The sequence below is a fragment of the Telluria beijingensis genome, from assembly GCF_030770395.1.
Lineage (GTDB): Bacteria > Pseudomonadota > Gammaproteobacteria > Burkholderiales > Burkholderiaceae_D > Telluria > Telluria beijingensis.
In genome coordinates this window covers 368,236-390,221 of sequence record NZ_CP132480.1, presented here as the reverse complement: position 1 = coordinate 390,221, position 21,986 = coordinate 368,236, and the positions used below count along the sequence as shown (strand labels likewise).

The 21,986-nt window shown below is 64.4% G+C and carries 18 protein-coding genes; 9 read left to right on the top strand and 9 right to left on the bottom strand.

Going from position 1 to position 21,986, the window contains the following annotated elements; all coding sequences use genetic code 11:
- Position 1 precedes the first annotated feature (1 nt).
- Entirely contained in the window at positions 2 to 859 is an 858-nt protein-coding gene (locus Q9246_RS01730; protein WP_306394957.1) for an ABC transporter permease, read from the bottom strand.
- A gap of 12 nt (positions 860 to 871) precedes the next feature.
- Entirely contained in the window at positions 872 to 1,846 is a 975-nt protein-coding gene (locus Q9246_RS01725; protein ID WP_306394955.1) for an ABC transporter substrate-binding protein, read from the bottom strand.
- 223 nt (positions 1,847 to 2,069) lie between these two features.
- On the opposite strand from Q9246_RS01725, the gene ffh reads away from it, so the two are divergent.
- Both ffh and Q9246_RS01715 read left to right on the top strand, forming a co-directional pair.
- Positions 2,070 to 3,437 carry a signal recognition particle protein gene (gene ffh, locus Q9246_RS01720; RefSeq protein ID WP_306394954.1) on the top strand — a complete coding sequence of 456 codons (1,368 nt, stop codon included), beginning with the start codon at positions 2,070 to 2,072 and terminating at the stop codon, positions 3,435 to 3,437.
- Between the two features lie 232 nt (positions 3,438 to 3,669).
- Positions 3,670 to 4,050 (top strand): SWIB/MDM2 domain-containing protein, encoded by a 381-nt coding sequence (locus Q9246_RS01715; RefSeq protein WP_306394953.1) that lies wholly within the window; start codon positions 3,670 to 3,672, stop codon positions 4,048 to 4,050.
- A gap of 139 nt (positions 4,051 to 4,189) precedes the next feature.
- Here the strand turns inward: Q9246_RS01715 and Q9246_RS01710 are convergent, their stop codons facing one another.
- The 4 genes from Q9246_RS01710 to Q9246_RS01695 all read right to left on the bottom strand — a co-directional run bounded on the left by Q9246_RS01710 (position 4,190) and on the right by Q9246_RS01695 (position 9,459).
- Entirely contained in the window at positions 4,190 to 5,560 is a 1,371-nt protein-coding gene (locus tag Q9246_RS01710; RefSeq protein ID WP_306394952.1) for an alkaline phosphatase, read from the bottom strand.
- Positions 5,561 to 5,576: 16 nt separating this feature from the next.
- Positions 5,577 to 7,022 carry an alkaline phosphatase gene (locus Q9246_RS01705; RefSeq protein WP_306394951.1) on the bottom strand — a complete coding sequence of 482 codons (1,446 nt, stop codon included), beginning with the start codon at positions 7,020 to 7,022 and terminating at the stop codon, positions 5,577 to 5,579.
- A gap of 89 nt (positions 7,023 to 7,111) precedes the next feature.
- Positions 7,112 to 7,738 (bottom strand): lytic transglycosylase domain-containing protein, encoded by a 627-nt coding sequence (locus tag Q9246_RS01700; RefSeq protein WP_306394950.1) that lies wholly within the window; start codon positions 7,736 to 7,738, stop codon positions 7,112 to 7,114.
- The gene (locus Q9246_RS01695) at positions 7,738 to 9,459 is read right to left on the bottom strand and encodes a proline--tRNA ligase (RefSeq protein ID WP_306394949.1); all 1,722 of its coding nucleotides are present in this window, start codon (positions 9,457 to 9,459) and stop codon (positions 7,738 to 7,740) included. The genes Q9246_RS01700 and Q9246_RS01695 overlap by 1 nt, the downstream gene beginning before the upstream one ends.
- Before the next feature lie 206 nt (positions 9,460 to 9,665).
- Between Q9246_RS01695 and Q9246_RS01690 the strand changes: the two genes are divergently transcribed.
- The 4 genes from Q9246_RS01690 to Q9246_RS01675 all read left to right on the top strand — a co-directional run bounded on the left by Q9246_RS01690 (position 9,666) and on the right by Q9246_RS01675 (position 13,919).
- Positions 9,666 to 10,298 (top strand): RNA pyrophosphohydrolase, encoded by a 633-nt coding sequence (locus Q9246_RS01690; RefSeq protein WP_306394947.1) that lies wholly within the window; start codon positions 9,666 to 9,668, stop codon positions 10,296 to 10,298.
- A gap of 119 nt (positions 10,299 to 10,417) precedes the next feature.
- Positions 10,418 to 11,950: an aspartyl protease family protein gene (locus Q9246_RS01685; protein WP_306394946.1), complete on the top strand. Its 1,533-nt coding sequence runs from the start codon at positions 10,418 to 10,420 to the stop codon at positions 11,948 to 11,950.
- A complete protein-coding gene (locus Q9246_RS01680) occupies positions 11,947 to 13,431 on the top strand; it encodes a retroviral-like aspartic protease family protein (RefSeq protein WP_306394945.1) in 1,485 nt (494 codons plus the stop codon). Before Q9246_RS01685 ends, Q9246_RS01680 begins: the two co-directional genes overlap by 4 nt.
- A 59-nt stretch (positions 13,432 to 13,490) precedes the next feature.
- Complete coding sequence (locus tag Q9246_RS01675) at positions 13,491 to 13,919, top strand: DUF1841 family protein (RefSeq protein WP_306394943.1); 429 nt, start codon at positions 13,491 to 13,493, stop codon at positions 13,917 to 13,919.
- 23 nt (positions 13,920 to 13,942) lie between these two features.
- On the opposite strand, the gene Q9246_RS01670 is transcribed toward Q9246_RS01675, so the two are convergent.
- Positions 13,943 to 15,463 (bottom strand): SulP family inorganic anion transporter, encoded by a 1,521-nt coding sequence (locus Q9246_RS01670; RefSeq protein ID WP_306394942.1) that lies wholly within the window; start codon positions 15,461 to 15,463, stop codon positions 13,943 to 13,945.
- 192 nt (positions 15,464 to 15,655) lie between these two features.
- Between Q9246_RS01670 and epsL the strand changes: the two genes are divergently transcribed.
- Both epsL and epsE read left to right on the top strand, forming a co-directional pair.
- On the top strand, positions 15,656 to 16,882 hold the full coding sequence (gene epsL, locus Q9246_RS01665; protein ID WP_306394939.1) for an XrtB/PEP-CTERM-associated polysaccharide biosynthesis outer membrane protein EpsL: 1,227 nt from the start codon (positions 15,656 to 15,658) through the stop codon (positions 16,880 to 16,882).
- A gap of 58 nt (positions 16,883 to 16,940) precedes the next feature.
- Entirely contained in the window at positions 16,941 to 17,729 is a 789-nt protein-coding gene (epsE, locus tag Q9246_RS01660) for a polysaccharide export protein EpsE (protein WP_306394938.1), read from the top strand.
- Positions 17,730 to 17,762: 33 nt separating this feature from the next.
- Here epsE and Q9246_RS01655 read toward each other — a convergent pair whose 3' ends face one another.
- Both Q9246_RS01655 and Q9246_RS01650 read right to left on the bottom strand, forming a co-directional pair.
- Entirely contained in the window at positions 17,763 to 19,202 is a 1,440-nt protein-coding gene (locus tag Q9246_RS01655) for a Wzz/FepE/Etk N-terminal domain-containing protein (RefSeq protein ID WP_306394936.1), read from the bottom strand.
- A gap of 71 nt (positions 19,203 to 19,273) precedes the next feature.
- The gene (locus Q9246_RS01650) at positions 19,274 to 20,323 is read right to left on the bottom strand and encodes a LysR family transcriptional regulator (RefSeq protein ID WP_306394934.1); all 1,050 of its coding nucleotides are present in this window, start codon (positions 20,321 to 20,323) and stop codon (positions 19,274 to 19,276) included.
- A 984-nt stretch (positions 20,324 to 21,307) separates the two neighbouring features.
- On the opposite strand from Q9246_RS01650, the gene Q9246_RS01645 reads away from it, so the two are divergent.
- On the top strand, positions 21,308 to 21,883 hold the full coding sequence (locus Q9246_RS01645) for a sigma-70 family RNA polymerase sigma factor (RefSeq protein ID WP_306394933.1): 576 nt from the start codon (positions 21,308 to 21,310) through the stop codon (positions 21,881 to 21,883).
- Positions 21,884 to 21,986: the final 103 nt, after the last annotated feature.

Sequence of the window (21,986 nt, the reverse complement as noted above, 5' to 3'; positions counted from 1 at the left end):
GTCAGTGCTCCAGGCCGCGGTGCCAGCGCAGCAGATAGTTGTTCAACCGATTGACGCCGATGTCGATCACCAGCCCCAGCACGCCGATGCTGATCATCCCGGCGATGACCTTTTCGGACCAGAAATACTCGCGCGCTTCCGATATGCGGAACCCCAGCCCACTGTTCACGGCGATCATCTCGGCCACGATCACGACGATGAAGGCGGTGCCGATCCCGATCCGCACGCCGGACAGGATGTAGGGCACCGCCGCCGGCAGGATCACCCGCAGGAAGATCGTCAGCTTGCCGGCCCCGAGGTTGTTGGCTGCGCGCAGGTAGATGCCGTCCACCTGGCGCACGCCGGCGATCGTGTTCATCAGGACCGGGAAGAAGGCGCCGATCGCGATCAGGAACACGGCCGGCGGATTGCCCAGCCCGAACCACAGCATCGCCAGCGGGATGTAGGCGATCGGCGGGATCGGCCGCAGCACCTGGACCAGGGGATTCATCCAGGCGTGCACGCGGGGACTGGCGCCCATCGCCAGCCCGAGCGGCAGTGCCAGCCCGGCGCCGATGGCGAAGCCGACCACCACCCGGTACAGACTGGCGACGATGTCGACCGGCAGCTCGCCCGACAGCGCCCATGCGAACCAGCCGCCGTCGGTGTACTGGGCGAAGGGCTCGAGCGGCAGCAGGTAATCGACCCACTTGCGCCACACGTCCAGCGGCGCCGGCAGCACCTGGCGGTCGACCAGGCCGCTGGCGGCCACCCATTGCCAGAGGGCGATCGCCAGCACCGGCACCACCAGGCCGGTGGCGGCGTCGTTCCAACGGACCGGCGTCCTGCGCGGCGTCTTGCGTCGTTCGATGCGTTCCATGATCTCGCTCGCTTATTGGATGTTGAGGCTTTTCTTGGCCGAGGCCAGCAGGTCGGTGCGGACCCAGTCGCTGGCCAGCGGCGGACGCGCCATGCGCCCCACGCCGGTCTGCGCCATGACGTCGGTCGTGACCTGGATGTGCTGGGGCGTGATGTCGTAGGAATACGGCGAGTTGGCCATCGCGGCGCGGAAGTCGGCGACCGAAATCTGGCCCTTGAACATCGCCTGGCGCACGTAGTGCTCGGCGATGTCGGGCCGGTCGATGAAGGTGCGCGTGGCCTGCACGAAGCAGCGCATGAACTTCTCGGCCAGCGGGCGGCGCTCGCGGTAGAACTTCTCGGTCATGACCATGGTGCGCACCGGTTCGCCGATCGGCGTGCCATAGGGTTTCATCACCTCGACCCCGAAACCCATATTGATCGCCTGCGAGGATTGCGGCTCGGACTGCATCATGGCGTCGATATGCCGGCCCTGCAGCGCCTGGTTCAGTTCGGGATAGGACAGGTACACCAGTTGCACGTCCTTGCGGCCGGTCGTGTCGGAGGTCAGCCCGTGTCGCGCCAGTTCGGCCATCAGCAGCACTTCCTGGATGCCGCCGCGGGTGACGCCCACCCGCCGGCCCTTGAGCTGGGCCACATTCGCGATCTTCAGGTCGGGCCGCGCCACCAGCCGCGCCCCGCCGCGCGCGAAACCGGCGACCACCACCACCTGGGCCCCGCCGGCGCGGCCCTGGATCGCCGCTTCCGACGCCGTGGCGCCCACGTCCAGTTCGCCGGCGATGATGGCCTGCATGATATCCAGGCCCTTGGCGAACATCTTTTCCTCGACCCGGATGCCGCAGCCCGGCGCGATCTCCTTTATATAGGACACTGCGCCGAAATGGGCCAGCTTCAGGTTCCCCAGCCGCACCACGTCCTGGGCCGCCGCGCTGCCGAGCGCGGCCACTAGGGCAAGTGCAACTAATGTCTTACTAATCATCCCCACCATGATGGTTCTCCTCCTCGCGATTGAATTAATGCTTGCCGGAAAGGCGAGTAGGCAATACACCATGGCGGCCGCCGGTCAGGTTTGCGGTATGCCAAAAGGCGAGAGCATTCGGGAAAAATCGACGGGACAGTCGTGGTTCGGCCCGAGTGGGCCGGGAGACGGTAAAATGGCACATTGGCGTTTGCGCCAGTCCAGAATTGCGCTTTCTTCTATTAGGTAGAACATGCTAGATAACCTCACCCAACGCCTTGCCAAGGTCGTCAAGACCATGCGCGGCGAGGCCCGCCTGACCGAGGCGAACACCGCGGAGATGCTGCGCGAAGTGCGCATGGCCCTGCTCGAGGCCGACGTGGCGCTGCCGGCGGTGCGCGAATTCATCGCCAAGGTCAAGGAAAAAGCCCTGGGCGAAGAAGTCGTCGGCTCGCTGTCGCCCGGCCAGGCCCTGGTCGGCGTGGTGCAGAAAGAGCTGGCCGCCCTGATGGGCGCCGACCTCGGACCCGAGGCCACCCAACTCTCCTTCGCCCAGCAGCCACCGGCGATCATCCTGATGGCCGGCCTGCAGGGTGTGGGTAAAACCACGACCACCGGCAAACTGGCCAAGTACCTCAAGGAGCAAAAGAAGAAGAAGGTCCTGACCGTCTCGGCCGACGTGTATCGCCCCGCCGCGATCGCCCAGCTCGAATCCGTCACCAAGCAGGTGGGCGCCGACTTCTTCCCGTCCACCGCCAGCGACAAGCCGGTCGACATCGCCCGCAATGCGCTCGATTGGGCCAAGAAGCATTACCACGACGTCCTAATCATCGACACCGCCGGCCGCCTGGGCATCGACGAAGCGATGATGAAGGAAATCGCCGCCGTCCACGGCGCCGTCAACCCGGTGGAAACGCTGTTCGTGGTCGACGCGATGCTGGGCCAGGATGCGATCAATACCGCCAAGGCCTTCAACGACGCCCTGCCCCTGACCGGCATCGTGCTGACCAAGCTCGATGGCGATTCGCGCGGCGGCGCGGCGCTGTCGGTGCGTCACGTGACCGGCAAGCCGATCAAGTTCGCCGGCGTGTCCGAAAAACTCGACGGCCTGGAGGCGTTCGACCCCACCCGCATGGCCAACCGCGTGCTGGGCATGGGCGACATCCTGGCGCTGGTCGAAGAAGCGCGCAAGGGCGTCGACGCCGAGGCGGCGGCTGAACTGGCCAACAAGATCAAGGTCGGCGGCCGTTTCGACATGAACGACTTCAAGGCGCAGCTCACGCAGATGAAGAAAATGGGCGGCATGGCCGGCCTGATGGATAAACTCCCGGCCCAGTTCCAGCAGGCGGCAGCCGGCGCCAATATGGACCAGGCCGAGAAATCCGTGCGGCGCATGGTGGGCATCATCGATTCGATGACCCCGCACGAGCGCGCCAAGCCCGAGCTGATCAAGGCCAACCGCAAGCGCCGCATCGCGGCCGGCGCCGGCGTCCAGGTGCAGGAAGTCAACCGCATGCTGAACCAGTACGACCAGATGCAGACCATGATGAAAAAGCTCAAGGGCGGCGGCCTGATGAAGATGATGCGCGGGATGAAGGGCATGATGCCCGGCATGCGTTAATCTGCATGTCTATCGCCAGAAACCGCGCAAAGTATCGCTTTGCGCGGTTTTTTTTCATCCCGTGTCAGCGATTTTTCGCTCTCATGCGTTGTTGTGTGCGATAACGCCCATTTGGCCGGTTTTAAGAGTGAAAAAGTTTTGAAAAAGACTTGCACGTTCTGTAAAACGCTACCAATATAGGCGTGCGATAAATTACGCACTTTTCCACGTGTTCGTTTTAGGAGGCTCGAAGATGGCAACAGCCAAAAAAACCACTGCAGCGCCAGCAAAAAAAGCCGCTGCCAAGCCTGCTGCAGCGGCCAAGCCGGCAGCAAAAAAGGCAGCACCAGCAGCCAAGTCGGCCGATAAGCCGGCAGCGGCGCGCAAGCCAAATGCTGCTTTCATGAAAGCCATGACCCCGTCCGCCACGCTGGCCGCCGTCGTCGGCGACAAGCCGCTGCCGCGCACCGAAGTGACCAAGAAGGTCTGGGATTACATCAAGTCGAAAGACCTGCAAGATGCAGCGAATCGCCGCATGATCAATGCCGACGACAAGCTGAAAGCCGTTTTCGGCGGCAAGGAACAAGTCTCGATGTTCGAAATGACCAAGCTCATTTCGGATCACCTGAAATAAGCCAGCGCGCTATTTCAAAAGCTTCAGGCTTAAAAAAAGCCCCGGTTTCAAACCCGGGGCTTTTTGTTATTCAGCTGTAAATAATAGTGGCAACTAGTTAATAACCACGCGGATCGAAACTGTGCCGATCCGGAATGCATTACAAACCGGCCGCCGCTTTCATCAGGTGAAACACCTGGGTATTCTCGATGGTCCCCTTGAACGGCGCCGATCCGGCCCCGGTCGCGAACAGTTTCACGTCGCCGCCACCATGGGTTTCCGACGACTTGTGCACGCCCGTCTCCTGGTGATAGTCGTCGCTCTGCGCCACCACGCTGTCGACGTCGGCGCGCACGTCGGGCCGATTCGGGCCGTTGCCGAACACCAGTGTCGTGAACGTCTTGCCGTCCGCATCCTTGCGCGGCTCGCCGGTGGCATAGTCGCGCACGATGTCCGTGATCGGATTGCCGCGCTTCGGATAGCCGTTGATCTGCATCGTGTGGTCATGGTCGGCGGTCAGCACGATCAGCGTGTTCTGCAGGCCCGGGTCGATGGCGCGCATGCGCTCGACCGCCAGCGCCAGCGCGTCATCGAAGGCCACCGTCTCTTCCAGCGCATGCTTGGCGCGGGTGTCGTGCAGGGCGTGGTCGATCTTGCCGCCTTCGACCATCAGGAAGAAGCCGTTCGGATTCTTCGACAGCAGGTCGATCGCCTTGCCGGTCATCTCGGCCAGGGTCGGCTGCTCCGGCCGGCGCTGGTAGGCGTAATCGAGGTGGCTGGTGGCGCTGTAGATGCCGACGAACTTGCGGCCCGGCTGCGCCGACATCATGCCGGCGCGGGTGCCGGCCACGTAGTAGCCGGCGCCGGCGAATTCGGCCATCAGGTCGCGCCCGTCCGGGCGGCCGTTCGGGTTGGCGGCGTCGCGCGGGGTAAAGTGGTTGCCGCCACCGCCCATCAGCACGTCGACGCCATCGCCCAGCGCCGGGTTGTAGCCGGCGCCGCCGGGCACGATCTGCTGGGCGATCGTGTACACCGCGTCGCGGCTGCAGGTGTGGGCGAAGGTCGATGCCGGCGTGGCGTGGGTCAGCTCGGTGGTGGTGATGGCGCCGACCGCCTTGCCCCGGGCCTTGGCCAGTTCCAGGATCGTCACCGCGGGCGTGCCGTTGCCGTCGCCGCACATGTCGACGCCCTCTTTCGTCGGGTCGATCGGCCGCGCGCCGGCCTGCGAGATGACGTCGTTGTTCATCTTCACGCCGGTCATGTAGGCGCCCATCGACGGCGCGCTGTCGGTGGTCTGGTAGTCGAGCGAATAGGTCTTGATGCGCGCGGTGCGCTCCATCAGGCGCTCGAAGTGCAGCAGGCTGTCCTCGCCGCCGCGGTGGATGCGGGCGGCGGTGATGGTGGTCGGGCCCATGCCGTCGCCCAGGAAGAAGATGATGTTCTTCGCCTGTTGCTGGGCGGCGGCCGGGATCGAAACGGCGGCGGTGCAGCAGGCAGCCAGCAGCAGCGGGGTAATGCGTCGTAAAGTCATGGTGGCTCCTGGCGGCTTACAGGCCGGCTGCGGTCTTGATCAGGTTGAACACGCGGGTGTTGTCGATGGTCCCGCGGAACAGTTCGGCGTTGGCGCCGGTGGCGCCCAGGTAGACGTCGCTGCCGCCATGGGTCTCGGCGCCCTTGCGGGTGCGCACCACGGCTTCCTGGTGGTAGTCGTCGCGCGTCACGATGTCGTCGGTGAGGTGGGCCGTGCGGTCGCCCGCGTGGCGCTGCTCGCCGGTGCCGAAGCCGATGATGGTGTAGGGCTGGCCCTTGCCGTCCAGGGTCGGCTTGCCGTCGGCGGTGCGCACCAGTCCCAGTACGCCCGGATTGGTCGGGGTGGTCTTGCCGGTGCGGGCCGCGTAGCCGTTCAGCAGCAGGGTGTGGTCATGGTCGGCGGTAGCGACGATCAGCGTGTTCTTCAGGCCCGGATCGAGCGCTTCCATGCGCGCGATCGCCGCCTGCAGCGCGGCGTCGAAGGCCACCGTCTCTTGCAGCGCGCGCTTGCCGAGGGTGGCGTGCAGCGCGTGGTCGATCAGGCCGCCCTCGACCATCAGGAAGAAGCCGTTCGGATTCGGCGCCAGCAGCTCGATCGCCTTGGCCGCCATCGCCGGCAGGGCCGGCTGGCGCGCCGGGTCGCGGGCGGCGTCGAAGTCCATGTGGTTGGCCGCGAACAGGCCCACCGCCGGCTGGCCAGGTTTCAAGGCGTCGAATTGCGCGGTGTCGTTCACCACGCGGAAACCTTTTGAACCCAGCTCGGCCAGCAGGTCGCGGTTGTCCGCACGCTTGCCGCCCTTCGCGAACGGCGTGAAGTGCTGGGCGCCGCCGCCGAACAGCACGTCCAGGCCGCGCACGCCCAGCGCCGCGTTGTAGCCGGCGCCGCCGGGCACCAGGCTGGCGGCGATATCGGTTTCCAGCTTGCGGTGGCAGGCATGGGCATAGGTCGAGGCCGGGGTGGCGTCGGTGACGCTGGTATTGGTGACCACGCCGACCGCCATGCCGCGGCGCCTGGCCAGCTCCAGCAGGGTGACGGCGGCGCTGCCACCTTCGCAGCGGCTGACCAGGTTATTGCCATTGGCGTCCTTGCCCGGGGCGACCGAGCGGGTGCCGAAGGACATCGAAACCACGCCGTTATTGTGCTTCACGCCGGTCATGTAGGCCGCCATCGAGGCGGCGCTGTCGGTGACCTGGGCGTCGTTGGAGAAGGTCTTCACGAAGGCCGACTCGGGCAGCTTGTCGATGGCCAGTTCGCCGTCTTCGCCGACGGCGAAGATGCGGGCCGCGGTCAGGGTGTTGATGCCGAGGCCGTCGCCGAGGAAGAAGATGACGTTCTTCGCGCGGTGATCGACGGCATTGACGCCTGGCGCGGTGGTGGCGGATGGGGTCGACGCGGGCGGCGGCGTCGCGCAGCCGGCGAGTGCCGCCAGCAGCGTGGCGGCGGGCAGGAGAGTCAGTCGCATGCAGTCCTCACTTTTGCAAAGCGGAAAGTCTACACTGCCAGCGTGACACGTTGGTGAACTGATATGTTGGCGATTTGTACGGCGCGCGCTCAGGTCTTGTGCGCGAATTCCCAGTTCTTCCACGCCGCCAGCACCGCATTCGGGTACTTCGGCTTGCCGCGGCTGCCGTTGTAGCGGCCCAGCGCCAGGTACAAATCTCCCCGCTCCATGTCGATATACATGCGCAGGATCGCGCAGCCATAGCGCAGATTGGTCTGCATATGGAACAGGCGGCGGCGGTCGCCGTCGCCGATCACCTTGGTCCAGAACGGCATCACCTGCATATAGCCGCGCGCGCCGGCGATCGAGATCGCGTACTTGCGATAGGCCGATTCGACCTGGATCAGGCCCAGCACCAGTCCCGGGTCGAGCCCGGCGCGGGTCGATTCGTACCACACCGTCTCGAGGAATTCGGTGCGGGTCTGGACGTCGGGCATGCGCCTGGTGAGCTTGCGCGACATCTCGTCGAACCAGGCCTGGTAACGCACCCGCGCCGCCTCGGTGCGGAAGGTCGGCCGCGGGGGGCGCGCGTCGGCGATGGCATTGGCCAGGGCCAGGCGCACCGAATCCGACAGCGCTTCTTCTTTCTGGTTGCCGGCATATGCCTCGCCGCCACCCAGGCCGAAGGCGCATGCCAGCACGGCGCCTCCTAGCAGGGAGGCGAGGCGCAAGCGCATCACTTGCCCAGCTTGCCCTTGATGAAGGCGACCATGTCGTCGACTGCGACGGCGCTGGCCGCTTCGTCGCGGCGGCCCTGGTATTCCAGGTTGCCCTCCTTGAGGCCACGCTCGCCGATCACGACGCGGTGCGGCACGCCGATCAGTTCCCAGTCGGCGAACATCGCGCCCGGACGCAGGCCGCGGTCGTCGACGATCACGTCGATGCCGGCAGCTTCCATCTCGGCGTACAGCTTCTCGGTGGCTTCCTTCACCATCTCGCTGCGGTCCAGGCCCATCGGGCACAGCACCAGCTCGAACGGAGCGATGGAGTCGGGCCAGACGATGCCCTTGTCGTCGAAGTTCTGCTCGATCGCCGCGCCCAGGATACGGGTCACGCCGATGCCGTAGCAGCCCATCTGCAGCGGCGCCGGACGGCCGCCTTCGTCGAGGAAGGTGGCGCCCATCGCTTCGGAGTACGCGGTGCCGAGCTGGAACACGTGGCCCACTTCGATGCCGCGCTCGATCGCCAGCACGCCCTTGCCGTCCGGCGAAGCGTCGCCTTCGACCACGTTGCGCAGGTCGGCGACCATGGGTTCCGGCAGGTCGCGGCCCCAGTTGGCGCCGGTGTAGTGGAAGTGCGCCTCGTTGGCGCCGCACACGAAATCGGCCATATTGGCGACGGTGCGGTCGGCCACGACGGTGACCGGTTGTTTGGTGGCGATCGGGCCCAGGTAGCCCGGCACGGTGCCGAACACTTCCAGGATTTCAGCCTCGGTCGAGAAGCGGAAGTCTTTCAGGCCCGCCACTTTCGAGACCTTGATCTCGTTGAGTTCATGGTCGCCGCGCAGCAGCAGCACCCAGTAGCTCTTCTTGCCTTCTTCGCCTTCGACGGTCAGGGCGATGGTCTTGACGGTCTGCGACAGTTGCAGTTTCAACAACTCGGCCACGCTTTCGCACTTGGTCTTGCCCGGGGTCGGGGTCTTGGCCAGTTCCTGGGTCGCCGCGCCGCGCGTGCCGCTGGCGACGGCTTCTGCCGCCTCCATATTGGCCGCGTAGTCCGAGTCGGGGCAATACACCAGCGCGTCTTCGCCGGTGCTGGCGATGACGTGGAATTCGTGCGAGCCGGTGCCGCCGATGGCGCCGTTGTCAGCCGCCACCGCGCGGAACTTCAGGCCGAAGCGGTTGAAGATGCGGGTATAGGCGTCGAACATGGTCTGGTAGGACTTCTGCATGCCTTCCAGGTCGCGGTCGAAGGAATAGGCATCCTTCATCGTGAATTCGCGGCCGCGCATCAGGCCGAAGCGCGGCCGGCGCTCGTCGCGGAACTTGGTCTGGATGTGATAGAAGTTGACCGGCAACTGGCGGTAGGACTTGATTTCGCTGCGCACGACGTCGGTGACCACTTCTTCGGAGGTCGGCTGGATCGCAAAGTCGCGGCCGTGACGATCCTTGACGCGCATCAGCTCATCGCCCATCTTGTCCCAGCGGCCCGTTTCTTGCCACAGTTCGGCCGGCTGCACCAGCGGCATCAGGAGTTCGATCGCGCCCGCACGGTTCATTTCTTCACGGACGATCGCTTCGACCTTGCGGATGACGCGCAACCCGACCGGCATATAGGTATAGATGCCGGAACCCAGGCGCTTGATCATCCCGGCGCGCATCATCAGCTTGTGGCTGACGATCTCGGCATCGGAAGGCGCTTCTTTAAGAGTTGAAATAAAAAATCGTGAGGCGCGCATATCAGTGAATTCTTTTTAAAAAGAGAGGGTTATAATCGACCTAATTTTAAAGGATTAGCCGGCTGATGCGTCCAAACTTTCTACAAACAGGGGCCGCAAGCAGCAGCATCCATCGCGCAAGCGGTGCGGAAACCCCACGGACACAAAGAATGTGTAGGTAAAAACATAAGGGAACGTCCGCCGGCAGAAAGTATCGAGGTGCACTTATGCTCGACCGTGAAGGGTTCCGTCCCAACGTCGGCATCATCCTGCTGAACGCTAACAACGAGGTTTGGTGGGGCAAGCGGGTGCGCGAGCACTCATGGCAATTCCCGCAAGGGGGTATCAAGTACGGAGAGACGCCAGAACAGGCAATGTACCGCGAGCTCGAGGAAGAAATCGGCCTGCGCCAGGAGCACGTCAAGATCATGGGGCGAACCCGCGACTGGCTGCGCTACGAGGTGCCCGACCACTTCATCAAGCGCGAGATCCGCGGCCACTACCGCGGCCAGAAGCAGATCTGGTTCCTGTTGCGCATGGTAGCGCGCGACAATGAAGTCAACCTGCGCCTGACCGACCATCCGGAATTCGATGCCTGGCGCTGGCACGATTACTGGGTGCCGCTGGATGTCGTGATCGAGTTCAAGCGCGACGTCTACCAGCGCGCCCTGCAGGAACTGTCGCGCTTCGTCACCTGGCCGGCACGCGGCCAACACGGCGAACGGCGTCATAGCGCGCGCTACCTGCGCCAGCCGCACGGCCGCTCGCAGGCCGCCAAGCCGGGCTCGGAGATGGTCGCCGCGGCCAGCGGTGGCAATCCGGCGGGGCCGGAATCGCTGGTGCTGGCGCCAAACAAGTAATTTTTGTCTTTACGGAAACGGCGGCGAATGCCACCGTTTCCGTCAATACGCTCTTGCGGCGCATCATTTCATGCGCCTTGCATTGTCTTGCATGCAACCTCAGCCGGTAGAATGGGCGCATGACTTTCATCGCCCCGTTCCGCCGCGCCAGCGCCGTTGCCCTCCTCGCTTCCCTGTTCGCCACCCCACTGCATGCCGCGCAGGCGACCGCCTGCGAATACCACCAGCTGGTGAAACTGCCGATCCGGTATACCGGCCCCAGCCTGAGCCCGACGATCGAAGGCAGCATCGACGGCACGCCGGCCGACATGCTGGTCGACACCGGGGCCTGGGCCAGCATGCTGACCCGCACCGGCAGCGGCAAGCGCGGGTTGCAGCTCGAGCGCAGCGGCCTGAGTCGCGGCATCGGCGGCTATGCGCGCATGTACACCGCCCGCGTCAGGGAATTCCGGGCCGGGCCGGCGGCCATCCGCAACAGCAATGTACGCGTCGTCGGCGACATGGGTTTTTCGCCCTCGTTCGACGCCATCCTGAGCGCCCAGTTCCTGCTGCAGACCGATCTCGAATTCTCGCTGGCGACCAAGGAGCTCACCTTCTTCAAGCCATCCAACTGCAAGAACGCCAGGCTGGCCTACTGGGATGCGGACGCGGTGGAGATCCCGTTCGACACCCGCTTCTCGCACCACGCCAACCCGTATTTCACGGTCAAGGTCAACGGCAAGGAGATCACGGCGATGATCGACAGCGGCGCCGCCACCAGCGCCCTCACGCGCGAGGGCGCCGAGCGCGCCGGCATCAGGCTCGATGGCGAGGGCGTCACCCGCCTGCAGGACGTGGTCGGCATCGGCAACAAGAGCGTGGCGCGCTGGAACGCCAGACCTGCCGTCGTGGAGATCGGCCGCATCGCCATCCGCGACGCCGACATCGGCGTGATCGATGCCGACGGCCTGGACGTCGACCTGCTGCTGGGCGCCGACTTCCTGCGCGCGCACCGGGTGCTGTTCGCCATGAGCCAGCAAAAGCTGTACATCTCCTACCTGGGAGGCCACCCGTTCGGCCAGCGCGGCGGCATCGAACCCTGGTTGCAGCAGGAAGCCGACGCCGGCAACGGCGACGCCCAATTGCTGCTGGCCGCGGCCTACGCGCGCGGCCAGGGCGTGGCGCGCGACGCAGCCCGGGCGCGCGCCCTGGTCGACGCGGCGGCGAACGGCGGCAATCCGCGCGCCATCCTGCAGGTCGGGCAGCGCCTGCAGCACGAGAAGAACCATCTCGAGGCGATTCCGAAGCTGCGCGCGGCGCTCGATCGCCTGCCGTCCGAACGCTTCGGCGCATTGTGGCTGTACGCGGCGCGCATGCACGCCGGCCAGCCGGACCTGGCGCGCAGCGAACTGCGAACCACCTTCGCCCGCGACGACGAGGACGACTGGCCACGGCCGATCGCCGACTTCTACCTGGGCAAGCTGGATGAGGCCAGGCTGCTCGCGCTGGCGCGCAAGGACGAGCGGCTGGCGCGCCAGCGTGCCTGCGAAGCGCAGTCGTTCATCGCCGAGCGCCATCGCATCGCGGGCGATCCCGAGCGCGCCAGGGCTGTAATGGAGCAGGCCGCCGAATGCAGGGCGGCGACGGGCAATCCGGCACAGGAGCCGACATGAACATTTCCCGCATTCCTGTCCTGTTGCTGGCCGCGGCGGCCCTGTCCCTTGACGCCGCCGCGCAGGGGTCGTGCCAGTTCCAGCAAATCGCCCAGGTGCCGCTGCACTATGCCGGCGCCGGCCTGGGCCTGACGATGACCGGCGAGATCAACGGCAAGCCGGCCACCATGCTGCCCGATACCGGCGCCGGCCGCACCTACCTGACCCGCACCGGCGTCGAACGCCACGGGCTAAGCCTGCGCGCCACGGGCGACTACGTGCAAGGCGTGGCGGGCAAGTCGCGGCTGTACGATGCCAGGGTGTCGCAATTCGCGGTCGGTCCGGTGCAGGCCAGGGATCTGTACCTGGCGGTGATCGGCGAGACCTCGTTCACGCCGCCGTTCGACGCCATCGCCGGCGCCGCCTTCCTGCTGCAGAGCGACCTCGAATTCTCGCTCGCCACCAAGGAGCTGCGCTTCTTTCGTCCCCAGGGCTGCGGCAGGACCTGGCTGGCCTACTGGGACCGCGACGCGAGCGTGATCCCGTTTCGCCAGCACGACGAGCCGACGCCGAATCCGCAATTCTCGGTGCACATCAACGGCGCTCGCCTGACCGCCATGATCGACAGCGGCGCTTCGGTCACGACCATCACCAGGCGCGCGGCGCACCGCGCCGGCATCGCGCTCGACGGCCCGCACGCCCAACGGGTCGCCAATTCGCACGGCGTCGGCCGCCAGTCGGCGGCCAGCTGGATCGTCAAGGCGGACACTTTCAAGGTGGGCGACGCCACCGTCCACGATCCCGAGTTCGACGTGATCGATGCCCAATTAAGCGTCGACGTGCTGCTGGGCGCCGACTTCCTGCGCGCGCACCGCGTGCTGTTCGCCATGAGCCAGGGCAAGCTGTACGTCTCTTATCTCGGCGGCGCGCCGTTCGATTCGCGGCGCGAAGTGCGGCCGTGGATGCGCCAGGAAGCCGAAGCCGGCAATGCCGACGCCTGGCTCACCATGGCCAATACGCTGGAATCCGAGCGCAGCACGGCCCGCGATCCGGCCGCCGCCCTCGCCTACCGCGAACGGGCGGCGGCGCTGGGCCAGCGCGACGCGAGCCTGTCGCTAGGCGTACGGCGGCTGGTGCTGGGCGAGCCGCAACAGGCGATCGCGCACCTGCGCACCGCCTTGGGCGAAGGAACCACCGGCCGCAATGGCGCCCTGTGGCTCTACCTGGCGCAGCTGCGCGCTGGCGCCCCGCAGGCCGGGGCAGAGCTGGCGGCGCGCTTCGAGGACCAGCGAGACTGGCCGCGGCCGGTGGTCGATTACTTCCTTGGCAAGATCGATGGCGCCAGGCTGCTGGCCGCCGCCGACACCCCGGCGCGCACCTGCTTCGCCGCCAACCTCGTCCAGCTGCATCAGGAGACGCTGGGCCGGCCTGTCGCGACTGCCCTGCCGCAGGATTGCAAGTCGATACGCGAGCATTACGCGGGAGAGCAGGCGGCGCCCTGACGCCAGCGCCGGCATCGCGCTACAATGCCGGCTCTCTCCTCTTTTTGCCCCTTCCCGTCATGTTCACTCCGTCCTCGCACGACGTGCGCCGCTTCTTCTGCGACGCCTATCGCAAGCACCGCAATGGCGAGATCTTGACCCCGATGGACGCCATCGCGGCCGACTGGATCGTCCAGCATCCCGAATACCATGACCAGTTCGAGGACGTCGAGGCGGCAATCGCGGCCGACTATTCGGTCGAAGGCGGCAAGCCGAACCCTTTCCTGCACCTGTCGATGCACCTGTCGATCGCCGAGCAGATCTCGATCGACCAGCCGCGCGGCATCCGCGCCGCCCATGACGCCCTGGTCGCCCGCCGCGGCCAGCACGACGCCCACCACGAGATCATGGAATGCCTGGGCGAGATGATCTGGGCCTCGCAGCGTAACGGCGTGCCGCCGGATACCGAGGCCTACATCGAATGCGTGCGCCGGCGCGCATTCGCGTGATCCGGCGCGGGTTATAACGGGATTCAGCCCAGCTTGTCGTCCGCCACCCGGTAGCGCGGGTCTTCCAGCACGTTCACCTCGACCATGCCGCGCGCCTTGTCCAGCAGTTCGCGGCAGTCCGGGCTCAGGTGGCGCAGGTGCAGGCGCTTGCCCAGCAGGCGGTAGCGCTCGGCCAGGGCGTCGATCGCCTGGATCGCCGAATGGTCGACCACCCGCGCCCGCAGGAAGTCGATCACCACGTCCTGCGGGTCGTCTTTCGGCGCGAACAGCGCCTGGAACGGCGTCACGGATGCGAAGAACAGCGTGCCTTCCAGCGCATACACTTTCCAGCCCTGCTCGTCCTGCGAGACGGCGGCCCTTACCTGCTTGGCGTGCTGCCAGGCGAACACCAGCGCCGACACGATCACGCCGGCGATCACCGCCACCGCCAGGTCATAGACCAGGGTAATACCCGCCACCAGCACGATCACGAACACGTCGGCGCGCGGCACCTTGCCGACCAGGCGGAAGGTGCCCCATTCGAAGGTCTTTTCGCACACCACGAACATCACGCCGACCAGGGCCGCCAGCGGGATCGCCTCGATCCAGGTCGAGCCGAACAGGATGAAAGCCATCAGGAACAGCGCGGCCGCGATGCCCGACAGGCGCCCGGTGGCGCCGCTGTTCACATTGATCATGCTCTGGCCGATCAGCGCACAGCCGCCCATGCCGCCGAACAGGCCGGCCACCACGTTGGACGCGCCCAGCGCCAGCGATTCGCGGTTCGGCTGGCCGCGGGTGTCGGTGATCTCGTCGATCAGGGTCAATGTGAGCAGCGACTCGATCAGGCCGACGCCGGCCATGACCAGCGCGTATGGAAAGACGATGCGCAGCGTCTCCATATTCCACGGCACCTCGGGCAGCGCGAAGGCCGGCAGGCCGCCGGCGATCGAGCCGAGGTCGCCCACCGTCTTGGTCTCGATACCGAGCACGATGCAGCCGATGCTGGCCACCAGGATGCCGACCAGGGTCGACGGCACCGCTTTCGTCAGGCGCGGGGTCAGGTAGATCACCGCCATGGTGACGACGATGATGCCGGCCATGACCGCCAGCTCGGGCCCGGCCATCCACTGCGGCGCGCCATCCGGCCCCGCCTCCTTGAAGTGATTGAACTGGGCCAGGAAGATCACCAGCGCCAGACCGTTGACGAAGCCCAGCATCACCGGATGCGGCACCATGCGGATGAACTTGCCCAGGCGCGCGGCGGCAAACAGCAGTTGCAGCACGCCCATCAGCACCACGGCGGCCAGCAGGTACTGCGCGCCATGCTGCACCACCAGCGCCACCATCACCACCGCCAGCGAACCGGCGGCGGCCGAGATCATGCCGGGCCGGCCGCCGAAAGCGGACGTGATGAAGGCCACGATCACCGCGGCGTACAGGCCGGTCAGCGGGGACAGGTTGGCGACCAGGGCGAAGGCGATCGCCTCGGGCACCAGGGCCAGCGCGACGGTGAGGCCGGCCAGCAGGTTGATCTTCAAATACGCGGGGTTAAACGATGACACACAGGCTCCAGCAGGCAAGAAGGTCGTCACTTTACCAGTAGAAGGCTGTCGCATTTTAGAAACGGCAGTTCCTCCTAAAGAGAGGGCTGGCATATCTTTGTCAGGCAGGCTGGGCGCTGTCGCTATACTAGTGGCTATTGCAAGATGCGAAATCATGCACGCCATGACATAGAGCTGAGAGCGAATCCGACCATGCTGCTGGCACGCAAGAACGGTTCATTCCCGATGCCTGGTCCCTGCAAGCGGCCAGTCGCCCTGCTCACTGCCTGCCTGCTCGCCTTGCCCGCCAGGGCGGCTCCCGACGATGCGCTGCAGCTGCTTGGCGGTATCGCCTACGGCCATGACGACAACCTGCTGCGCGTGCCAGAGGGCGGAGCAGCGTTGCGTGGCGCGCGTTCCGACCGGTGGTGGCAGCGCGAGGCCGGGCTACTCTTCGACAAGACCTACAGCCGGCAGCGGATCTCGCTCGTGGCCAGGCTGTCCAGATACGATTTCGACCGCTTCAGGCAGCTCGATTACAACGGCAAGGATTTGCAGGCAACCTGGTTCTGGCAGCTCGGTAATCGCCTCCAGGGCAAGGCCGGCATGCTCAACGAGCAGGTGCTGGCATCCTATACGGATCTGCAAAGCGACCAGCGCAACCTGCGGAACCGCCGCGCCCGATTCGTGGACGGCGCATGGCGCTTCCACCCGTCCTGGCAGGCACGCGTGAGCTTGCGGCGCGACACCTACGACTACGAACTGTTTGCGCAGCGTTTCAACAATCGCAGCGAGGACACGACGGCGATCGAGCTCGATTACCTGCCTGCCAGCGGCAGCACGGCCGGCCTCGTGGCGCGCCGGATCGAAGGCCGCTATCCGTACCCGCGTGGCGTCAATCCTGGCTCGGTCGGCGACCGCTTCACGCAGGATGAACTGGGGGTGCGCGCGCTGTGGCTGGCGACCGGTTCCACCAATATCGACGCGCTCGTCGGCTACACGCGGCGCGACCAGCCGGCCTACGGGTCCAGGACAGGCAGCCTGACGGGCAGGATCACTGCCTCTTACCAGCCGCGCGGCAAGGTCAGCTACAGCGCCGCGGCCTGGCGCGATTTCGCACCGCTCGAAAGCACGGACGTGAGCTACACCCTGAACGACGGGGCCAGCATTGGCGCCCGCTGGGAGCCGACAGCCAGGATCAGGATCGACGCCAACGCTGCCTACGTCCGCCGCAATTACGTCCTTCGCACCGGGTCCTCGGGCCTGGAGGGCAGCCGCGACGCCATCCGCGCGCGCAGTCTTTCGGCGACCTGGTCGCCAAGGCCGACGGTGCAGGTCAAGTTCCTGCTCGCGCATGAGGCGCGCAGCGGATTGGAGGCGCTTCGCAGCGCCGCGATCAGGTCGAACAGCGTGACGCTGTCGGCCAGTGCGCAGTTCTGACCTTGCGGGCGACGCGGGCAGACCTTCGAATGATGTCAACGCTCGACAAGGAGTGAACATGAAACGGTTGATAGGCTTGGTGATCGCGGCCGTCCTGGCCTCGACAGTCTGCGTGGCCAGTGCGGCCTCCCTCGTGCTCGGCCCCGGCGATGTGGTCAGGGCATCGGTGTACGGCAGCCCCGATCTCGCGATCGAGACGCGCATTTCCGAAAGCGGTGCGATGACGTTTCCCCTGCTGGGCGAGGTGCAGGTGGGTGGCCTGACGACGCAACAGGCGGAACAGAAGATCGGCGGCCTGCTGGAAAAGAATGGCTATCTCAAGAAGGCGCAAGTCAATCTGCTGGTCACGACCTTGACCAGCCAGCAGGTGTCGGTGCTGGGCCAGGTCAATCGGCCCGGGCGCTATCCGGTCGACGGACCGCGCAAGGTGCTCGACATGCTGGCCGTGGCCGGCGGAGTCGGCCCCGATGGTGGCGACAGGGTCGACCTGGTGCGCAATCGCGACGGCGTCGCCACGCGCGAGACGATCGACGTCGTCGACATCGTGCGCAAGGGCGAATTGAACCGCGATTATGAAGTCAGCGGCGGCGACATCATCTTCGTCGAGCGTGCGCCGCGCGCCTATGTCATGGGCGAAGTGCAGCGCCCGGGACCATTGCGCATCGAACGTGCGATGACCGTGCAACAGGCGATCGCGGCCAGTGGCGGCCTGACGCCGCGCGGCACCCAGCGCGGGCTGCGCATCACGCGCCGCGACGCGGGCGGCGCGTCCTCGACGAGCGAGGCGAAACTCGAGGATGCCGTCCAGGCGGAGGATGTCATCACGGTCAAGGAGTCCTGGTTCTGACCGGGCGCCGCCTGGATCGCATGAATCGCTCGTTCAGCCCGTGCGGCCGTGGACCAGCAGGCGGAAGCGGGTGTTGCGTTGCTGTGACAACAGCACGCGCTTGCGCTGCGAGAACAGGTTCTTGATGAACGATGCAAGCAGGCCGGCAGCAAACCCGCCGAAAGCCGACAGTACCAGCATCGTGGATTGGCCAAGCGTCACCGCATGGAGCGAGGGCTCGGGCCGCTCGAGCACCCTGACGTCGTCGCGCTCGGCCGTGGTCATGGCGCTGAGCTTGCTGCGTTGATTGAACGATGCCAGGCTCACCTCGTCCAGCGCCTGTTTTTCGCGTCGCACTTGCGTCAATTCGCGGGCGACCAGGGAGAGCGCCTGGTACTCGGACGCATTGCGGCGCAATACCCGGCCCATATCGGCAATTTGCCCGTCCAGGGCCTGCATCTCCGGATGGCCGTCGCCAAGCCTGGCTGACAGCTCGGCCTTGCGTTGTCGCGCAGTCGCCAACTGGTTTTCCAGTGCACTCGACTGCTGCAATAATAACTGGCCTTCCACTTCCGGATCGCCGATGCCGGCCCGCTGCAACAGGCTGGCGTATTGATGGTCGATTTTCCGGACTGCCGCCTTCAAGGCCGTGAGTTGCTGGTCGTACGATGCCGCCAGTTCGGCTGCTTCCGACTGCTGTACTGCGCGCCGCTGATGGATGTATTCGGCGACGATCTCGCCGAGGATTCGGCTCATCAATTGCTGGTTGGAGCCTTGCAAACCCAGCTTGACCACGTTGGACTGCTTTGCACTTTCAGTCACGACGAGTGCACGCTGCAGCTGTTCCGTCGCCTGCGACGCCGAAATACGGCGCACGACGAACCGGGCGCCGGGGGCGGCGGCGCTTGCGCGCACGAGGATGTCGATCGGCCCGTAGCGGGTATCCATCCTGGCCGGTACGCCTGCCTTGCCATCGACCTCGATTCCGAGCTCGTCGTTGGCCAACTTGTACGCATTCCTGGCCGTGATCGTCAGTGTAAATGGTTGCGTGAACAGCGCCGCAGGCAGGTCGAGGTGGGCGATATGCACCTGCGCATGGGGAGAAGCGGCGCTGCCCGCCAGGCGATCCCGGTCCAGCATGCGGCGGACGACGCCCAGCATTGTCGGCGGCGCCGGGTCGAGCGTGATGTCGAGTCGCAGACGCTCCACCACCGGCGCCAGTATCGAGCGCGATTTCAGCACCTCCATCTCGGTCCGCACATTGTCTTCTGCCTGAAAATCGCCCGTGAACCCGGCCTTGCCCTTGATCTGGATGACGGTGCCCAGCTCATACAACGGTGTCGCCCTCAGCGTATGCATGATCCCGAGCGCGGTCACCACGACGAAGACGATGGCAATCAGCCACACGTTGTCGAGGACGCTCGCGAACCGGCTCACTGCCTCGATGGACTGCTGCTGGTCTTTCCTGCGTATCGCTTGCACGTACTTGTCCATGTCTCGCTCCCGTTCTTGCCGTCACCATCATGCATGGCGCGAACGAATGTCCAGGGCTCGCAGCCCTGGCATTACATGCCAGCCATTGCCGAACCCATATCGCAGGCTGGCCTGGCGCCCGGCCTGATGGCGTGCTCGTTCGTCACCGCCTGCAGCGCGTCGGCGAAGCGCTGCGCGCTCGAGCCGGGGACGACGGATCGTCCGCGAGTAAGGTACATCTGCACCGTGTAACTGGCGCCGCAATCCAGCGGAAGAATGCGCACCCAGCCGTCATTGAGCCAACCCTGCACGCGATACCTTGGCAGCCATGCATAGCCGAGGCCAAACCGCAGTGCGTCTTCCGCGCTGTCGAGGCTGGTGACCTTCCAGGCGGGCAAGCCCCGGGCCAGGCGGCGCATGCCGAACGGTTCCGTGTCATGACTTCCAACGCGGAACATAATCTGAAGGCAACGAGCGAGGTCTTCATCCGTGATGCCCCGGTTAATCCTGAACAAGGGGCTGTCCGAGTGAGCAATGGCAATGTGCTCTAGCTCAATCAATTTATTGCTGGCAAAACCAGACAAGGTCCCGGTACTGATGGCGAGATCGGCCTCATCCTGGTTCATTAACTGCTGGATTTCTGCGAAGTCAGTTTCTGTCACATTCAACCGAAGCTTCTCGGACCGGCCGCTCAGGTCATGGAAGGTGCGGATCAACAGCTCGGCTGGATAACTGGGCTCGACGACGATGCGTATATGAGGCTCGGCGCCCAGTCGCAGGAATTCGCCGAGTTTTTCGAGTTGGCTGGCCTGACGCAGCAGATCCCTCGAGCGCGCCAGCAAAATTTTTCCATCCTCCGTAATCTGCGCCTTGCGACCTTTGAGCGTCAACAACGGCACACCGAGTTGATCCTGGAGCTTGGCAAGCGCGTGACTGATCGAGGATTGACTGATATGCAGTTTGTTTGCGGCGCCGACGAAGCCGTCGTTATCGATCACTGCATGGAACAGCCTCCACTGCTTCAGGCTGATTCGCGGCGTACGTTCATTGAACTGCGTTATTTCCGAGTTTTCGAAAAATCCCTGATGTTGGCTGTTTCCATCCTTGTTCGCTTTAACATCCATTTGCCCAATGGTGTCCATATGCTCACCTTTGTTTATACTCAAATATTATAAGGCCGAGGGCACGTGCTTTTAACATCGCATGGAATAAGTACGCATATGCTGGCGGTCAATAAGTGACAGGATGCAACAATATGTCGTCGCATCAGTACATGTAAATAACTATACCTTATGCAATTTGAGTAATGTCGTGATGCGCTATATTTACGACGTATTTTTTTTGCGCAATATGACGCCAGGTTATATATCAAAAAGTCGGAAATATTGCAGAAGAAAAATAGGATTTTCCCTTTGAAAAAAATTCGGCACACAGGTTCAAATCACCAATATATGGATGAGTTTGAAATAAAACATCGATATTATCGATCGATAGTAGCGATGGACATCAGGACTCTTCGCTCTTCGCCACCACGTAATACAGAAACTACCACTCCATACGCGTGGCGATCCCGATCTGTTTTGAATAAAGAATTCGCGACCTTCTCCCGATGTTATCCGGCAGGCGTGTGCCGTATTGCGCAACAGGCACGTGCGCTTTACAATTTCAGGCGACCACAGCTTATCTCGCAGGTGCATCCATCGAATCCATGCATGCATTTCCGCAGTGATTATTCAACGTTGTCTCCCGCCAAAAATTTAGCGGCCGAACATGTAATCCCTATTTATCGACGGATCAAGCAATATAAAACAAAGTAAGCCAACTCGCCCGCCGCATCAAGTCAGCCGTAAGCGCCAATTGCATCATCGAGGCTTATTGCACAAAAGTGGTGATATATGAAAAATCATGATCTCGCCAACACGCCGGTGAAACGATCGCATGAGGTCGAGCCGGTCGAACGCTTGAAAGGACGCCCGGGTTGTCCTACCCGACACGCGCAGATGGAGGCCTGCGGCGCATGACGTGGCTGGCCATCCCGACAAATGCCCTGCCGTCTGTCTCGGTGATTCCGGCGCCTGGCATGCGATGGTCGACTCAACGGCATCGACGCCGTTTCGCGAGCGACTATGAAAAGCAGACTGGAAGAGGATCGCGAACTGGTCGAGCGGACCCAGACCGGGGACAGCCGTGCTTTCGAGACGCTCATGCGCCGCTACACCCCGCCTCTTGCCCGCTATCTGCACCGTTTCATCCGCGACCCCCACGATATCGAAGACGTCATCCAGGAAACGTTCATCAAGGCCTATATGGCGATCAACCGCTTCCGCAGCGATTCCACGTTTTCGACGTGGATCGTCAGTATCGGAACCAATACCGCCAAGGATAGCCTGGCGCAGCGGCAACGCCAGGGCCCCGGACTGAGCAGCATGGGCGACGACGACGCCGACAGCAAGGCAATGATGGAAGCGCGGGCGGACCTGGACACGCCGGAATCGAGACTGGAAACCAAGGAGGCGCTGGCCCTGCTCGAAGCCGCACTGGAAACACTCCCCGAAGAGCAGCGCATCTCGTTCGAGCTACGCGAACTCGAAGGACTGTCGTACAGTGAAATTGGTGGACAGATGCATGTCCCCGTCGGGACTGTCCGTAGCCGTATCCACCGGGCGCGCGTGACGCTCGCCGCGGCGCTGCGAGCACATTGACCATCCGCGTGCAGCGGACCGGCGTGCTCGAGACGCAAAAAAGCCATGGCGCACCGCGGTGCGCCATGGCTGGACTATGAAAACTATCGGACTAGTGCCGACG

What these genes read in the sequence shown, in the direction of transcription:
- Q9246_RS01725 (WP_306394955.1), bottom strand. Translation starts at nt 1,846, where the DNA reads ATGGTGGGGATGATTAGTAAGACATTAGTTGCACTTGCCCTAGTGGCC.
- Q9246_RS01715 (WP_306394953.1), top strand. Translation starts at nt 3,670, where the DNA reads ATGGCAACAGCCAAAAAAACCACTGCAGCGCCAGCAAAAAAAGCCGCT.
- Q9246_RS01685 (WP_306394946.1), top strand. Translation starts at nt 10,418, where the DNA reads ATGACTTTCATCGCCCCGTTCCGCCGCGCCAGCGCCGTTGCCCTCCTC.
- Q9246_RS01680 (WP_306394945.1), top strand. Translation starts at nt 11,947, where the DNA reads ATGAACATTTCCCGCATTCCTGTCCTGTTGCTGGCCGCGGCGGCCCTG.
- Q9246_RS01645 (WP_306394933.1), top strand. Translation starts at nt 21,308, where the DNA reads ATGAAAAGCAGACTGGAAGAGGATCGCGAACTGGTCGAGCGGACCCAG.
- ffh (WP_306394954.1), top strand. Translation starts at nt 2,070, where the DNA reads ATGCTAGATAACCTCACCCAACGCCTTGCCAAGGTCGTCAAGACCATG.
- Q9246_RS01690 (WP_306394947.1), top strand. Translation starts at nt 9,666, where the DNA reads ATGCTCGACCGTGAAGGGTTCCGTCCCAACGTCGGCATCATCCTGCTG.
- Q9246_RS01710 (WP_306394952.1), bottom strand. Translation starts at nt 5,560, where the DNA reads ATGACTTTACGACGCATTACCCCGCTGCTGCTGGCTGCCTGCTGCACC.
- Q9246_RS01730 (WP_306394957.1), bottom strand. Translation starts at nt 859, where the DNA reads ATGGAACGCATCGAACGACGCAAGACGCCGCGCAGGACGCCGGTCCGT.
- Q9246_RS01655 (WP_306394936.1), bottom strand. Translation starts at nt 19,202, where the DNA reads ATGGACAAGTACGTGCAAGCGATACGCAGGAAAGACCAGCAGCAGTCC.
- Q9246_RS01675 (WP_306394943.1), top strand. Translation starts at nt 13,491, where the DNA reads ATGTTCACTCCGTCCTCGCACGACGTGCGCCGCTTCTTCTGCGACGCC.
- epsE (WP_306394938.1), top strand. Translation starts at nt 16,941, where the DNA reads ATGAAACGGTTGATAGGCTTGGTGATCGCGGCCGTCCTGGCCTCGACA.
- Q9246_RS01695 (WP_306394949.1), bottom strand. Translation starts at nt 9,459, where the DNA reads ATGCGCGCCTCACGATTTTTTATTTCAACTCTTAAAGAAGCGCCTTCC.
- Q9246_RS01650 (WP_306394934.1), bottom strand. Translation starts at nt 20,323, where the DNA reads ATGGACACCATTGGGCAAATGGATGTTAAAGCGAACAAGGATGGAAAC.
- Q9246_RS01705 (WP_306394951.1), bottom strand. Translation starts at nt 7,022, where the DNA reads ATGCGACTGACTCTCCTGCCCGCCGCCACGCTGCTGGCGGCACTCGCC.
- Q9246_RS01700 (WP_306394950.1), bottom strand. Translation starts at nt 7,738, where the DNA reads ATGCGCTTGCGCCTCGCCTCCCTGCTAGGAGGCGCCGTGCTGGCATGC.
- epsL (WP_306394939.1), top strand. Translation starts at nt 15,656, where the DNA reads ATGCTGCTGGCACGCAAGAACGGTTCATTCCCGATGCCTGGTCCCTGC.